Origin of the sequence: Pseudomonas sp. IT-P74, from assembly GCF_949768175.1 — a bacterium.
Classification (GTDB): Bacteria; Pseudomonadota; Gammaproteobacteria; order Pseudomonadales; family Pseudomonadaceae; genus Aquipseudomonas.
Map to the genome: position 1 here is coordinate 341,026 of NZ_CATKQD010000033.1, position 15,025 is coordinate 356,050.

General features: G+C 53.2%; 12 protein-coding genes. 2 read left to right on the forward strand and 10 right to left on the reverse strand.

Annotated elements, in window-relative coordinates; genetic code table 11:
- Nucleotides 1–57: 57 nt before the first annotated feature.
- The 10 genes from ACM6J5_RS17990 to ACM6J5_RS18035 all read right to left on the reverse strand — a co-directional run bounded on the left by ACM6J5_RS17990 (nucleotide 58) and on the right by ACM6J5_RS18035 (nucleotide 10,566).
- A complete protein-coding gene (locus ACM6J5_RS17990) occupies nucleotides 58–219 on the reverse strand; it encodes a DUF2474 domain-containing protein (RefSeq protein ID WP_008041684.1) in 162 nt (53 codons plus the stop codon).
- 15 nt (nucleotides 220–234) lie between these two features.
- Nucleotides 235–1,242, reverse strand: coding sequence for a cytochrome d ubiquinol oxidase subunit II (gene cydB, locus ACM6J5_RS17995; RefSeq protein ID WP_414929069.1), 1,008 nt, complete (start codon nucleotides 1,240–1,242; stop codon nucleotides 235–237).
- Between the two features lie 3 nt (nucleotides 1,243–1,245).
- Nucleotides 1,246–2,664 carry a cytochrome ubiquinol oxidase subunit I gene (locus ACM6J5_RS18000; RefSeq protein ID WP_154946628.1) on the reverse strand — a complete coding sequence of 473 codons (1,419 nt, stop codon included), beginning with the start codon at nucleotides 2,662–2,664 and terminating at the stop codon, nucleotides 1,246–1,248.
- 801 nt (nucleotides 2,665–3,465) lie between these two features.
- Complete coding sequence (locus ACM6J5_RS18005; RefSeq protein WP_154946629.1) at nucleotides 3,466–3,987, reverse strand: fimbrial protein; 522 nt, start codon at nucleotides 3,985–3,987, stop codon at nucleotides 3,466–3,468.
- A gap of 1 nt (nucleotide 3,988) precedes the next feature.
- A complete protein-coding gene (locus ACM6J5_RS18010) occupies nucleotides 3,989–4,480 on the reverse strand; it encodes a fimbrial protein (protein WP_127929385.1) in 492 nt (163 codons plus the stop codon).
- Nucleotides 4,481–4,500: 20 nt separating this feature from the next.
- Nucleotides 4,501–5,418 (reverse strand): fimbrial protein, encoded by a 918-nt coding sequence (locus tag ACM6J5_RS18015; protein ID WP_127929386.1) that lies wholly within the window; start codon nucleotides 5,416–5,418, stop codon nucleotides 4,501–4,503.
- A 9-nt stretch (nucleotides 5,419–5,427) separates the two neighbouring features.
- Entirely contained in the window at nucleotides 5,428–8,046 is a 2,619-nt protein-coding gene (locus tag ACM6J5_RS18020; RefSeq protein WP_127929387.1) for a fimbria/pilus outer membrane usher protein, read from the reverse strand.
- A 37-nt stretch (nucleotides 8,047–8,083) separates the two neighbouring features.
- Entirely contained in the window at nucleotides 8,084–8,779 is a 696-nt protein-coding gene (locus ACM6J5_RS18025; RefSeq protein ID WP_127929388.1) for a molecular chaperone, read from the reverse strand.
- Nucleotides 8,780–8,845: 66 nt separating this feature from the next.
- Complete coding sequence (locus ACM6J5_RS18030; RefSeq protein ID WP_127929389.1) at nucleotides 8,846–9,421, reverse strand: fimbrial protein; 576 nt, start codon at nucleotides 9,419–9,421, stop codon at nucleotides 8,846–8,848.
- A gap of 239 nt (nucleotides 9,422–9,660) precedes the next feature.
- Entirely contained in the window at nucleotides 9,661–10,566 is a 906-nt protein-coding gene (locus ACM6J5_RS18035) for a cation diffusion facilitator family transporter (protein ID WP_154946630.1), read from the reverse strand.
- Nucleotides 10,567–10,996: 430 nt separating this feature from the next.
- Here ACM6J5_RS18035 and ACM6J5_RS18040 point away from each other — a divergent pair, with 430 nt between their 5' ends.
- Entirely contained in the window at nucleotides 10,997–13,819 is a 2,823-nt protein-coding gene (locus ACM6J5_RS18040; RefSeq protein WP_127929391.1) for an ATP-binding protein, read from the forward strand.
- Nucleotides 13,806–14,993, forward strand: coding sequence for an EAL domain-containing protein (locus ACM6J5_RS18045; RefSeq protein WP_008041712.1), 1,188 nt, complete (start codon nucleotides 13,806–13,808; stop codon nucleotides 14,991–14,993). Before ACM6J5_RS18040 ends, ACM6J5_RS18045 begins: the two co-directional genes overlap by 14 nt.
- The last annotated feature ends 32 nt before the right edge of the window (nucleotides 14,994–15,025 follow it).

Consider the following 15,025-nt stretch of genomic DNA (forward strand, 5'->3'; position numbering starts at 1 on the left):
CCTCTTCGGGCAACGCTCGACTTTTTGAAGAGGCTGTATCCAGTATCAGAATGTTGGTCAGTGCGACTTCATCCCCGCCGCCTGCATGAACAGTCGGATCAGCATGGCAAACACACCTAGTGCCGCCACGCTGCCCACATAAATCACCAGCATCCAGCCCAACTTCTGCCGCAGTAGTGGCTTATGCTCGGCCGGTTCAACAATTGTCTTACTGTCCATTGGAGCAGCCCTCTGCTAGTGGTAACCGTCTTCGTGGGTAACCTTGCCGCGGAACACGTAGTAGCTCCAGAAGCTGTAACCCAGGATGAACGGGATAGTGAACAAGGTACCCAGCAGGAGAAAGCCCTGGCTTTGCGGTGGGGCAGCAGCCTCCCAAATTGAAATGGACGGAGGCACGATGTTCGGCCACAGACTGATGCCCAAACCGCTGTAGCCGAGGAATACCAGCAGCAGGGTCAGCAGGAACGGCGTGTAGTGCGCGTTGCGCGCCACCGCCTTGAGCAGGCACCAGGTTGTGATCAGCACCAGAATCGGCACCGGCAGGAACCAGAACAGGTTCGGCAGGATGAACCAGCGAGCGGCAATCTCGGGATGGGTGAGTGGCGTCCAGATACTGACGATAGCGATTACCGCCAGCAGCACGAGAACCAGCGGCCGAGCCAGGTTATGCATCCGTTCTTGCAACTTGCCTTCGGTTTTCATGATCAGCCAGGTACAACCCAGCAAGGCATACGCGACGATCAGGGCCAGGCCACAAAACAGGCTGAAGGGTGTCAACCAGTCCAGCTCACCACCAGCGAACTGCCGATTGACCACCGGTATACCATCGATGAACACCCCCAGCGCCACGCCCTGGAAGAATGTGGCGACCAGCGAACCACCGATGAAGGCTTTGTCCCAGATATGACGCTTGTGTTCTTTGGCCTTGAAGCGGAACTCAAAGGCCACGCCCCGGAATATGAGCCCGAACAGCATCAGAATCAGCGGCAGATATAATGCCGATAATACCACCGAGTAAGCCAGCGGGAAGGCACCGAGCAGCGCCGCGCCACCCAGTACGAGCCAGGTCTCGTTACCGTCCCAGATGGGGGCGACGGTGTTCATCATCACGTCACGATCGGTCTTGCCCGGAATGAACGGAAAGAGAATGCCAATCCCCAGGTCGAAGCCGTCCATGATCACGTACATCATGATGCCGAAAATGATGACCACGGCCCAAATCAATGGAAGATCAATACCCATAACTCAGTTCCCCTTCTTGTTCGGGCTAAGGCGGTGATCGCCTTCAACGGTGTCGTCGGTAGCGGAAAGACCAGAACCTGCGTGTCTGATTTCTGCGCCTTCGTTGGTCTTCGGACCTTTGCGCACCAGGCGCATCATGTAGCCGAAACCGGTACCGAACAGCGCGAAATACACCACCACAAACAGCACCAGGGTAAGGCTCATCTGTGCCACGCTGTGGTTTGAGGAAGCATCGGCAGTACGCAACAGACCATACACCACCCACGGTTGACGACCGATTTCGGTGGTGAGCCAACCGGCGAGAATCGCGATCAAACCGGACGGCCCCATGAACATCGCCAAGTACAGAAAGGGGCGGCACTGGTAAAGCGTTCCGCGTTTGCGCAACCACAAGCTCCACAATCCGGTGAAGAGCATCAACATGCCGAGGCCGGCCATCACCCGGAACGACCAGAACACGATGGTCGAGTTCGGGCGATCTTCAGGGGCAAACGATTTCAGGGCGGGAACCTGTTTCTCCAGGCTATGGGTCAGTATCAGACTGCCCAGGTATGGAATTTCGACGGTGAATCTAGTCTTCTCGGCTTTCATGTCCGGCCAGCCGAACAGAATCAGCGGTGTCGGTTCGTTACCACGGTTTTGCCAATGCCCTTCAATCGCAGCGATTTTTGCCGGCTGATGTTCCAGCGTATTCAGGCCGTGCATATCACCGACCATGATCTGAATGGGCATGACGATCAACGCCATCCACATGGCCATCGACAGCATGGTGCGGATCGCCGGGTTATCACGGCCGCGCAACAGATGCCAGGCAGCCGATGAACCGACAAAGAAGGCGGTGGCAACAAACGCAGCGATCGACATGTGTGCGAGGCGGTAGGGTAACGATGGGTTGAAAATGACCGCCAGCCAATCCGTCGGAATCACCTGCCCGTTAACGACTTCGAAGCCATTGGGGGTTTGCATCCAGCTATTGGACGCCAAAATCCAGAAGGTCGATATCAGCGTTCCAAGAGACACCATTACGGTCGAGAAAAAATGCAGTCCGCGCCCGACGCGGCCCCAGCCGAACAACATCACACCCAGAAAGCCCGCCTCAAGAAAGAAGGCGGTGAGCACCTCATAGGTAAGCAGCGTCCCGGTGACGGGACCGGCGAAGTCCGAAAAGCGACTCCAGTTGGTACCGAACTGATAGGCCATCACAATGCCGGACACCACGCCCATGCCGAAGTTGACCGCAAAAATCTTCGACCAGAAGTGGTACAGATCACGGTAGGTGTCGTTACGGGTCTTGAGCCACAACCCCTCAAGAACGGCCAGGTAACCCGCCAAACCGACGGTGATGGCCGGGAACAGGATATGGAACGACACCGTAAATGCAAACTGCATTCGCGCCAAGTCTAATGCCTGTAGGTTGAACATAACTGCCCTCTTATATGCAGATAAAGCATGACTGCAACAGTACTTTGAAGTAAGTGACTGCGCTCTACATTACCGATGTACTTTCTCTGCCGAGATGGCACGCGGAACCACGAAAGATAAGCCGGCTCAAGTCTTTTAAATCAGCAAAAGATCATAAACCAAACTTCAACCACCAGAATTGAATACAAAACGCAATTCATTGGAACACAGTGAGTCTTGACTTAAAGACTCCGTCTTTGAATGAGTGTTAAACCACGCGAAACTGACCCTCCATAAAACCCCACAGTTCGCTTTTTCCAGGAACTATAGAAATGGAGCTCAGCAAAGCCATTAAGAACAGCTACGACCTGTACGATGCTCATACTTCTTATGCGTGATAACGCGCTTTAGTAATCCTTCTGATGTGAAGCTGTGTAGTTTAAGTCATTTTCTTATCGGCTTTTTACCGTATTATCGGCAAGCCTTATCGATTTTTCCGATAAGGCTTTTAACGGGGCATCTCTGTCGTGAACATGACGCTTAACTCAACATTTAATCAAGGCGATGCTACAAGGCACAAACAGCTGTCGACAATCATGACCCATGAGGTGATTGAGGCTCGATTAACTCAGCAGTATGGCGAACGGAGTGCGTATAAAAAATCGAGGTTAAATCGCCGACAAGCGTAGACGCCCGAAACTATGACAAAGTTCAGGACATTTTTTCTTTCGTGTACGCCGGCATTAGGGTTCTTTAACGGAGGGAAGAGGTGCAGTTTCTCGGAAAAAACGACCTACCGATTTCATAAATTAAAGCCTGGCGCTACAGGTAAACGATCTCCATCATCAGGGTTGCGTTATAACTGCCAACCGCAGGTAACTCCTGTACGCCGAGTACCGGCTTGACCGAAAGCTTGAGATTCAGCGCTGTCGCCTCGACCAAGAACGTCAGTGGCTCGCCAAAATTGAGATCCACTTCGCGGACAGTGCCTGTCACGTCGCTCAGACGGGTTTTCAATCCCAGTTTGTCCAACGTGGTACGCAACGTAGAGGCGTCGTAGGCGCCGTTGCCAGCAGTGAAGCGCAATTGCACCTTACTGCCCTGCGTACATTGGAAACCCAGGGCAACGTCTGTCCACTCGTTAAGCCCCATTTTCAATGAGTTGAGACTCACGCTGGGAAGATCAACGCTTTGCGTCGCCCCAAAATTGGCGGTACAGGGCGGCTTGATAAGGCTGCCGCTGATGTCGAGACGAGTGGTATCGGCGGCTATGGTCTTGGTGGAGCAAAGCATGACCGCAGACAATAACGTCCCCCACAGCATCACCCTGATGACCGTTGACATATCACAGGTACTCGATATTGATCATCGTCGAAGCACTGAAATTACCTTCGGTAAGCGCACCCGTCGCAACGAGCTTTGCCTTCATGCTCAAGTCTACGGTGCCGCTTTGCTTGGTCAGCGTACGTTTTGCCCCTGTGATATCAACTTCCGAGCTGTCGCTGTTCAGCGTCAGCGTATACGCCAGATTGGCCTTGTCTGTTGCCGCCTGGGTGGTCGAGCCAGCCATGACGCCCGATGCCTTGACGCTGACACTCAAAGAAGAGTTCGCCGGGCAAGTCAGCGTAACGGGCACTGGGATCACCGGCGCGGAGGAAACCTGGTCATAACGCAGGCTGCCGAAATTCACACTCAACGTCTTGCTGCTGGTCACCGTGCAAGGCGGCCTGGTGAGCGTGCCAGATACATTAATGGTGACAGTATCGGTAATCGCGAGTGCAGACCGGCAGGTCAGCATCACGACAACTGCAGCGGTCAGCGAGAAAGGCAATTTCATGATCGAGTTCCTTTAGAAGATCAGGGATAGACAATGTTCAGTGTGTACTGGCTGGAAAAATCCCCGACAGGGGAACTGCCAGCATTGAGCTTGGGACGGAATCCAAGTTGGATGAGGTTGCTACCCTTGTTCATTGCAAAATTGCGCGGTGTGTTAAAGACAACGGCAGAGGTGCTGTCGACCCATGTGGCGGCCATGGATAAACCGTCAAGGGTAGTTGCGGATACACCAGGGGAACCATTGACCGCGCTTTGAGTCGGTACAAGCGTGACATTGACCTGCGTGGCTGCGCTGCAGCTCAAGCTGATTTCAGCCACCTGCTGCGACGAGGCGAAGTCGTTGCTCGTAAGCGCACCGAACCCAAGGGCAAGATGGGACGCTGAGCTGATGGAGCAAGTAGGTTGAACAACCGTGTAGGCGAAATTCACCACCCCGATGGCGACTTTACTCGCGAAAGCCACATCGGTTCCATATAAGGTCACCCCTCCAAAATAAAATCCTGGCGTGGTCCTAGTGGTCCCAGAGATGATGAAATCGTATGAAAGAGTATCACCGACGTCTAGGTACCCGTCACAATTGCCCGGTTCAAAACAAGCAGTATTTGCTGGAGCACTCTCATAGGGCACGTCATAACCAGTTGCCGCCGCCACTACCGTTAAGTCTCGCCCCGTGTTGGACTGCCCATGCTGGGCTTGGGTGTAGTATCCACCTAGCGCAATGATTGAGTTGACTTTGCAAGTTCCTGCAAAGCGGGTCTGGAAAGGACTAAGTGGAATGACCTCTTTTAGATTCACGGTCATCTCGGTGTTGCTGCAAGTTAAACTAAGCACCGGGTCCGCAGACATAGCGTATCGACTGGCCAGACTGCAAAAAACAATTAAAAAGCAGCACCGGATTTTTCTTATCCAGATAAATTTTCCCATTGTCAGATCACGCATAGGACCACCTCATTCGTTATGGTCAGCCATTATTTTTTTGGAGGGAGTGCAAGTGACCTTGAACTGACCAATACCCGTTGCCGGCAGGCTGTATTGTTTTAAGTCCAGGTCCTCGCTACACCAAAGTTTTTCGTTAACCTTGATGACCAGTCGGAATTTGTCCGGCACGCCGGTCAGGAACACCCTGCCCTTGTCTGCAATCATCGCGTCGCTGAGCAAGTTGTCTTCCAGATCGAATACTTGGGCTTGTGCTGCAAACGGCGCGGGCGTGCCCTGCTGTGTGGTGACACTGACCAGCAGGCGACGACCGTTATGGGTCTGAAAATTGGCCAACACGAAAGCGCCGCGGTTAGGCGTGACTTCCTGGACCAGTGCAGGAATATCGACATCATCGGATAACGAGTCAGTGTTGAGCGACACTCGGTTATTACGATAAGGTTGGGCCGACGAAATAATCGTGTAGCCACTGCTGTTGGTCTTGACGCCGCTTCGGGTCAACACGCCGACATCGGCGGCACCGGGTGTGGCCACGATAATGTTCGTTTCCCCCAGCGGCTGAGAAAACATCACTGTATCCCGCGTGGCGACGACAGCCCCTTCTACGCCAAAGTCCAATTGCCGATTGTTTTTATCGCTGTTGTACGAACCGTGCCAAATTCCATTGGCACCGTTGTAACGTGCGGCAACCGAACCTCCCACGACCCGTTCATCATTACTGACCTGCTGGTTGACGCCCAAGGTGTAGGACAGCGCATCGTCCTGGAACTTGGAGCCGCTGAAAGTGGCTGAGCGAGTGGCTCCGCCGTTGGAATCCTGGGTGCTGCTCAAACCAATACGGCTGCTGCTGCCAGGCTGTCCCAGAGGAATGCTCACACTCAAGGACAGGCTGCGAGTGTCATCACCGCTGCTGTTGTTCTGCGCCAGCCCCAGGTTGTAAGAGGCATAGCCCACGCTGAAACTGTAACCCAGCTGCAACGACGTGTTGCTCTGGGCCATATTCCAGTAATCGGTCTTGGTAAGGCTGGCGAACATGCCACCGTAATCGCCTAATTGCTGCGATACGCTGGCTGTAAAGCTGCTTTTCATATGGCCTTGCAGGTACGGCGAAAATGCCCGGCTGCTGTCCAGGGCATCATCGACATAGGGGGTTAACGAACGATTACTGCGCGCATTGACCGCCTCATTGAAGCTGTAATAACCGCTCGTGGAATAGCGATAGCCAATCAGGCTGAAGTTGGTATTAGTCAGGTCTAACGTCTTGGAATAGCGAAAACGATAGGACTGACCCGAAAGCGTTTTAGCCTCAGCCCCCATGTCATCGCTGACCGCATGGGTCACGTCGATGGAAATCGCACCGACGCCGGCAAAATCATAAGCAAAACCCAATAGCGATGATTTGTATTGATCACTGACTATGGCGCCGCCAAACAGCGTCGTGCCGTCGCTCAATCCGCGGCGCAACGTGCCCAGCACAAAGGCTGGTTTTTCCTGGCTGATCGCCCCATCAGCCGGTCGATACTGCCCTGCCGTCAACGAGTAGCTTTGCTGGCCTTCACGCATCATGTAGGGCACCGAAGAAAATGACTGGGTGTAGACCTGACGCTCGCCATTGGGGCCTTCAACACTCACCTCGATATCGCCATTACTGGAAGTTGAATAAAGATCCTTTAAGGCGAACGGACCGGAAGGCACCCATTGTTCACTGATCACGTAACCGCGCTGGCGTAACGTGACCAATGATCGACCGTTTGCCACGCCACGCACGACGGGCGCGAAGTTGCGCGAGTCTTCAGGCAGCATGTCCAGGTCCGACTCAATGCCGACACCGCGAAAGGAAATGGAGTCGAATAATTCGCTATCGGTAGAGCTCTCGCCGATTGTGGCAATGGCCATCATGTCGCCCAGATCGCGCTGGGCATAGGAATCTACCGATTTCCAATTGCCCTCGACGTTGGTGCTTTTCTGCCAGGTCGAAAAATTACGCAAGCGCCAGGCACCAGTATTGATACCGCTGCGCAAACTACCGAACTGTGACTGACGATTGCCGTACGGCGCTTCGTAATGGCTACCGGAAAAATTATAGTTGGAGAAGGCTACTTGCTCCCCGTCACTCCAGCTTTTACGCCTGACTGCAAACGGAACGCTGCCGATGTACGCCTGCGGAATCTGCAGATCCAGATGCTGCTTATGAAAGTCGTAGCTATAGGTGATATCAGCCAAATCACTGTTGAAGTAGACACATTGGTCGGCACTGATATCGGCCTGAGCAAGCCGACTCGATTCAACCCCCAACGCTGCCAGGTCATCAACACTGAAACAGGGGAACAATCCCGTGGGAGTCGGTTTCTGATTCGCTGCTTCCTGAACGAATCGTACGTCACGTTGCTCTACCTTCCGATTATCGACGGTCACATTGACACGGTACACGCCCGGCAATTGCCCCTTGCTCATGGTCTTGACTTGCTCAGCAACTTCGGTCGAAGTGCTACCTCCGCCAATTTCCAGAAATGAAGCATCGAAGCTGTAATCCGCGTAAACCACAGGGGTTGTCAATCCTGAAGTAATCAGGGCAAAGCAACTCCAATACTTGGGTAGGCGCGCATAGGCACACATGCGCAAACGAGGCATGAGAGAGTCCTTTCTTTAAGATTTAGAACCTTAATGCTCAGTGAACTGTGACGGGATCTACCTTGACGGTGCTGCCGTATTCATTTATGTAACTTAGTACAATTTTATCGCCCGATTTAAGTGCTTGTGCGGACTGCAGCGTACTAGCGGGCTTAATGACTTCAGGAAAATCTTTGTTAATGGTGTTATTAACCAATACCTCACTCACCACTACATTAAAACCTGAGCGATTACTAACACTCAGTTTGCCATCGTCAACGTTCCACTGCAGTTGATCGACAGCCTCCTTCAATGATCCCTTCAAGTGTTCCGGACGATAAAAAAGTTTGATCGTCGTTTTCAATGCAATCTGCAGTACGTTCTGACTGTGCTGCTCGGGGCCCACCGCCGGGATAGCCTTGACATTGATAAAGAACAAACTCTCCCTATCGTCGGGCAAGTGCTGTACGTTGGTTGCGATTATTCGCAGAATATTCTGACTTTTCGCATCGAGTCTAAACAACGGCGGAGTAATAATAAATTCATCGGCACTGGTGTCGCGATTGTCATAAGGACTTACCCAAGACTGAACCAAATAAGGCGAATCATCATCGGTATTGGCCAGAGAGAGATTCGCCTCTTTGTCTTTACCTTGATAAACCACGCGTGTGGTGCCCACGTTGACGCCCGCCTGAAGCTGGGGCAACCAAAAACACGCCGCCAGAGCCGTAATGGCCGCAACTTTTAAGCGCATGATAAATAGTCCTCGGTTAACACCAGGGCTCGCTGCTGAATGCGACCCCTGGCGTTAATATCATGATTACTTGTAGGTCACATCGAAACTGGCCAGTGCATTCACCTGACCGGTGCCGATACCGCGAACACCAGGCTTGCCATCAGCACCCTCTGTGTCTGCAACCAGACGCACATAGGATGCGGTGAAATCAAAGGTATTGGACTGCGGGCGCAACACGTAATCCGTGCTGGCGGTGTTGAGGGATAGCTTGGCTCCGGTGCGGGCATCGTTGATTTGAATACCGACCCCCGCTACCTGATTGGCACCGGTCATGCCCAGGATCGTTGGATCGGAAGACGATTGCTGTCCGCGGAAGGTGATCGCCGCATTTTTCAACGTCGCACTGCTGCAGTTTTCCAGCGAGATGGAAAACGGAACGGATCCAGCGGTGGCGCCGACCGTGTTGGCAAAGTCACCCACGCGGACCTGCCCCAAATCGACCGACTTCTTCACGTTTTCGGTACTGATGGTACAAGCGTTGTCGTTGATCGAACCCGTGAATTCAACTTGGCCGTCCGATGCCTGCGCGCTGACGGCGGCCATCAGGATCAACAATGAGGAACCACACAGAGCGGTGCATTTACAGATACTCTTAACCATGAAAGTTACCCTTAGCTGTAGTAGATGTGCCATTACATCATTTAACGTCCCTGTTCCACGGCTTGCCGTAGCAGGTGATTCAATGATGTACTGGCACATGCACCCAGCCCATAAGACGATTCTTAAACGTCACTAATCTGCACGAATAAAAATGCGCGGCAAGGCAACAATGCTGTTCACTTACTTACTACCGGTAGTCGCATGCGCTCATGCACGCTCTCGTTTGTTCCCTAAGAAGATCAGGCAATCCACTTTCGATCTCCGGTAAAGCAGATGGTCAACCATCGTGTCGCGTCCGGCTTGCCAAGCTTGGCGGAAATCTGTTCCCTGAGTGCATCTAGCTTTCCCACATCCTGCAATTGATAGTCCATCGGCAACACTACATGAATTTCGATAAACCGCGCGCGTCCATGTTTCTGAACATACGAGACGTATTCGGAAAAACCCTGATTAGCTTTAACCTCGTCCATCACTCGGCGAACTTTTTCATCTAGCTGATCTGGGACGATCCCAAGTACATCGCGTAACGCTGGCCTTAAGATCTTATGCGCCGGTGCGAGCATGCTCAGCCCCAACAGGATCAGGATAGATGGATCGACGTAAGCGGCCCATGCGCCATAGCCTTGCGACTTGAGCACCAACGCGGTGAGAAAGCTAACCAGCAAGCCGATCGAAAGCATTGCATCCACCAGCCAACTGATATTGTCGAACTGGATCAGCGAAGATTTCAACGTACGATTGCGATAGCGGACGTAGAAGAAATAGCCCAAACAGACGATGCTAAGCAGTGCAGCAAAAGGGATCACTATGCTCAATTCGACTTCGCGACCACCATTGATTATGCCGAACATACCGCTGAGGAAGGCGTAAATTGCAATCAATAACAGAAAGCTGCCCTCGATGAGCAGTACCATCGGTTCCAGGTGCCAGAAGCCAAACTGGAAGCGCTGGTTGCTTTCCTTGGCAATCAACTTGGCGGTGATCAGCATTAGAACTTTGATGAAGGTTGCGACCAACGAAAAAAACCCATCGAACAAAATCGATTGGGAGCCAGAAAAAAAACCCGTGATGATAGCGGCAATTGCCACAGCAAACATCAGAGCGGTCGATTGTTTGAGCATTGCCTGCTCAACACGGTTACTCACATAGCCTCCTACGACATAATTCAACTCGCCGCATAGCGCAGCTAGTCTTGCGAAGCTTAGTCTACACCACAGCCTTTTACGCAGCCCCGAGAAATATACTAGCAAATGTATATAAGAATCGTCCTATATACGAACACACAATCCTTGTCCCGGAAAGCTGCCATAGGGCTACAAAGAAATAATTATTGATATTTAGGAATCGTCTTATGTTCCTATCGTTATAGCTGTGTAGTGGCGTGATCAATCAATGAAAATCGTCATATGAAAATACCAAAAGCCTGACCGAGCCAGACAGTCCTCTGCGGCTTATAAATTCTTACGACACTAAACTAAAGCGATGCGACCTCTACGTCAGCGAATAAACACAAAGAACGCCAGTTTTAGGAATCGCCTGATACCCGCTCAAATACCCTATCGATAGGGTAGTCAGATGAAACTGAAGAACTACCTTTACCAGATCAATCCCCTCCTCTCTACGCCAAATGCCGCAAGACGTTTGTTGCGTATTTTTGGCGTGGTTTTGCTCGTTGGCATACTAAGCGGCGTCTACAGTTTTCTGCTGCTGACGTTCAACGCCGAAGTGTCGCGCAGACGCAGCCACATGAGCAGTGCAATTGCTGAAGCCCATACCTTTTTCACCACCCGCGAAGCGCTGCTCGAAAGCCTTAGCCTGTCGGCGATTCGCAAGCCCGATGGCGTAAAGCCGCAAGTATCACCGGAAGAAATCCATTTACTACTGGGCAATACGCGCGGCAAGCAATGGAGCATTTGGCTGAGCGAGCGGATTCGGCAATATCTGAGGAGCAAGCAGGTCAACTTGCTGTACGTCAGCAGTGGCAACAATCTTCAGGTGAAAAGACTTTATACGGCGACACCGATCGTGGCCGACTTTCCCCAGGCAATGCTCGAACGCTTGCAAGCGTTGAAAGGTGAGAATTCCAGTGCGATGGACGAGTTGTGGCTGACCAATCAATCGTCCAGTCATTCTCAGTTATACATATTCATTCGCCTTGATGCGCACGACCTCGATTCCGGGTGGTTGGGACTTGAGATGGACGGCCGCGAAGTATCCCATGCGTTGGATGATCAAAGCGCTGGGCAGTTCATGATGTTCAACCCCGACGGCATGCTGGTGTTCAGCAACAGTCAACCTGCACAGATCTGTAAAAATCTCATGCAAATGCAGCGTCAGAATTTCTTTGGCTTTGTTGGAAAACATTTCCTGCCCGATAATCTGGTGATGCGCAAACAATTGAAGTCATCCGACTGGCAGTTGGTCTACTCCATCGATTTGCGTGATGTGCTCATCGCACTATGGCCACGACTTGGCGGCGCCCTACTGTTCTGCCTGTTCAGCATCAGCCTTGTGTGGATTGTGATTCGACGCCTCGAAGATCGGTTTATCATGCCCACCATCAGTCGGATCCAGGCACTGGTCGAAAGCGAACTATTCAGTAGCGACGTGATTCAGACCGCACCCGTTGCGCTGTGTGTACTGCGGCGCGCCAACGGCCAGGTGGTGCTGGAAAACACCTTGTCACAGCAATGGCTGGGCCAGAGTGGTGAGCGTGAACGGCTCAGTCCGCGCTGGATCTACCAGGCATTCGATGAGATGAACCCGCAAGTCACTGACTACTTCGAAGCCGCCGACGGCCGTCACCTGTACCTGAGTTGCGCGCCCACCCGTTACAAGGGCGAAGACGTCTTGCTCTGCGCCTTCAGTGACATCAGCACCCGCACTCAGATTGAAGATGCGCTGGATCAGGCGCGGCAACTGGCCGATGCAGCGAACGAAGCAAAAACCCTGTTCCTGGCCACCATGAGTCATGAAATCCGCACGCCTTTATATGGCGTGTTGGGCACCTTGGAATTGCTGGCCCGAACCGAATTGGATGCGCAACAAACCAACTATCTGCGCACCATCGAAGGATCATCTGCGACGCTGTTGCAATTGATCTGCGATGTACTCGATGTATCGAAGATCGAAGCCGGGCAACTGGCACTCGAACTCACAGAGTTCAGCGTACTCGAACTGATTCACGAAGTGATCCAGGGATACGCAGCAGCAGCCCACGGCAAGGGCCTTGATCTATACGCGGTGATTGATCCGAAATTGCCGGAACGGATGATCGGCGATGTGTCGCGCATCCGCCAAATTCTCTACAACCTGCTGAGCAACGCCGTCAAATTCACCGACGCGGGTCATATCGTCCTACGCGTGAGTCTGATTGGCCGCGACGGCGAGCGCGCCAACTTGTTCTGGCAAGTCTCGGACACTGGAAAAGGCATCACTCAGGAGGACCAGACACGAATTTTTGAGCCCTTCTACCAAACTCGCGGCCACGCCAACGTGATCGCCGGTACTGGCCTCGGTCTGCCCATCTGCCAGCGCCTCACTCACTTGATGAATGGCAGTATCCGCGTGGTCAGCGAACCCGGACTAGGTAGCAGTTTTTCGCTGACTCTCTCTTTGGAACAGCCCTCAAGCCCCGCGTTGAATGACAGTTTCACGCCGCTGTTGCCAAAAGTGGTGTTTGTGCTTTCACCCGTTCGCGAACTCGCGGAAGCCATGAGCGGCTGGTTGCGTCGATGGGGCGCACGCCCGCAACTCGATCGCCCTTCGCGCGGCGCCGATACGCCAGACAGCGTGCTGCTTGAGTTGCATCCCGGTTGCTACGAAGCGCGCGTGGCCCCTGAATGGACGGGGCAGCTGGTGATGGCCACCGGCGAGGGCTACAACGAACCCCAAGCAGGTTCCGGCGGCTGGGTCGTCAACATCAACTATCTGGAGGCCATTCATCAGGCCGTCAGCCGGGCCCAAGGGCTTTCGGCAATCAAACCGGAAAATGACAACCTGCAATGGCAGCTGAAAAAGTTGCATTTGCACATACTGGTGGCTGAAGACAACGTCATCAACCGGTTGATCCTGCATGACCAATTACAGGAACTAGGGTGTACGGCAGAACTGGCCGGCAATGGTGAGGAGGCACTGACGATGTGGCGCAGAGGTCGCTTCGACATGATTCTGAGCGACGTCAACATGCCGCGCAAAAATGGCTACGAACTTGCGCGAGAGTTGCGCCGCATGGGTTGCAACGTGCCGATCATCGGCGCAACCGCCAACGCCATGCGCGGCGAAGAAGCCCTGTGTCTGGCTGCTGGAATGAACCATTGTCTGGTCAAACCTTTCACGTTGCAGGCCTTACACAACCAACTGGCGCCTTACGAAAGAACTTCCAATGAAACCACTTAGTATCCTGATCGTTGAAGATCACCCGTTCCAGCAACTGTATTTACGGAATCTGTTCAGCGAGCTGGGAGACTTTGAGCTGAAGTTCGCTCAAGAAGGCAGCGTAGCGCTGGACTGCCTGAAAAGGCGCGACTTCGATCTGGTGCTGACTGATTTGCTGATGCCGGGGATGGACGGCGTCCAGTTCATTCAGGGTTTGGCAGAATCAGGTTCGAGGCCCGCGCTGGCGATCATGAGCGTCGCCTCCCGACGCATGCTGACCAGCGCCAGCCTCGCAGCGCGCAATCTAGGCGTCAGCGTCATCGGCCTGATTTCTAAACCGGTCAAGAGCGGTGCATTGCGTAAGCTAACCGAGCAGTTGAGAAAAACGCATCAAGCCACCCAGCCTCCGCCCGGCCCGAAAATTGATCACCTGGCGATACTCGCGGGTCTGGACAACGGTGAATTGCAAGCCTGGTTCCAGCCAAAAAAGTCGCTGACCAACGGCCGTATCGTCGCAGCAGAGGCGCTGGCACGCTGGATCCATCCCGAGCATGGGGTGCTTTTGCCGGGTATGTTTCTGCCCGCCTTCAAGGCGTTTGGCCTGGAGGAAAGCCTGCTCTGGTGTATTCTCGAGCAAGCGATGAAGGCACAGAAACTATGGGACGTTCAAGGCTACGCGATTCCCGTGTCAATCAACTTGCCCACCCACTTGCTTAACAGTCCAGACCTGCCGGACCGGATTCTGCAATTTGTCCTCAAGCACCATGGCGTCCCGGCGATGATCTGTTTTGAACTGATGGAGTGTTCGATGCCCGACGATATCAGCAACTTCTACGCTGGTGCGTGCCGATTGCGCATGAAGGGATTCGGGCTTTCGCAGGATGATTTCGGTCAGGGCTACAGTTCGTACATGAATCTGGTGTCGACGCCGTTCACCGAACTGAAGATTGACCGGGCGCTGGTGCACGGCTGCGGCGAAAATGAAGAGTTGACTCTGGCCCTGACCAGCATCGTCGCACTTGGACGTCAGTTGGGTCTCACGGTGGTGGCCGAAGGCGTGGAAACAGCACAGGAGCTGGCGCTATTGCGTAGAATCAACTGCACTCAGGTTCAGGGTTTTCTCATTTCCCATGCGGTGTCATCATCCGAATTTCAGCAACTGCTGACCCAGGACGGCCCGGCTGTAGTGGATTGAATCCCTGGCGCACAGATTCTGTTTGCATCAGA

Bases quoted from the DNA above. Each gene is read 5' to 3' on its own strand.
- cydB (WP_414929069.1), bottom strand. From the start codon at position 1,242: ATGGGTATTGATCTTCCATTGATTTGGGCCGTGGTCATCATTTTCGGC.
- ACM6J5_RS18010 (WP_127929385.1), bottom strand. From the start codon at position 4,480: ATGAAATTGCCTTTCTCGCTGACCGCTGCAGTTGTCGTGATGCTGACC.
- ACM6J5_RS18000 (WP_154946628.1), bottom strand. From the start codon at position 2,664: ATGTTCAACCTACAGGCATTAGACTTGGCGCGAATGCAGTTTGCATTT.
- ACM6J5_RS17990 (WP_008041684.1), bottom strand. From the start codon at position 219: ATGGACAGTAAGACAATTGTTGAACCGGCCGAGCATAAGCCACTACTG.
- ACM6J5_RS18005 (WP_154946629.1), bottom strand. From the start codon at position 3,987: ATGTCAACGGTCATCAGGGTGATGCTGTGGGGGACGTTATTGTCTGCG.
- ACM6J5_RS18045 (WP_008041712.1), top strand. From the start codon at position 13,806: ATGAAACCACTTAGTATCCTGATCGTTGAAGATCACCCGTTCCAGCAA.
- ACM6J5_RS18030 (WP_127929389.1), bottom strand. From the start codon at position 9,421: ATGGTTAAGAGTATCTGTAAATGCACCGCTCTGTGTGGTTCCTCATTG.
- ACM6J5_RS18025 (WP_127929388.1), bottom strand. From the start codon at position 8,779: ATGCGCTTAAAAGTTGCGGCCATTACGGCTCTGGCGGCGTGTTTTTGG.
- ACM6J5_RS18015 (WP_127929386.1), bottom strand. From the start codon at position 5,418: ATGCGTGATCTGACAATGGGAAAATTTATCTGGATAAGAAAAATCCGG.
- ACM6J5_RS18020 (WP_127929387.1), bottom strand. From the start codon at position 8,046: ATGCCTCGTTTGCGCATGTGTGCCTATGCGCGCCTACCCAAGTATTGG.
- ACM6J5_RS18040 (WP_127929391.1), top strand. From the start codon at position 10,997: ATGAAACTGAAGAACTACCTTTACCAGATCAATCCCCTCCTCTCTACG.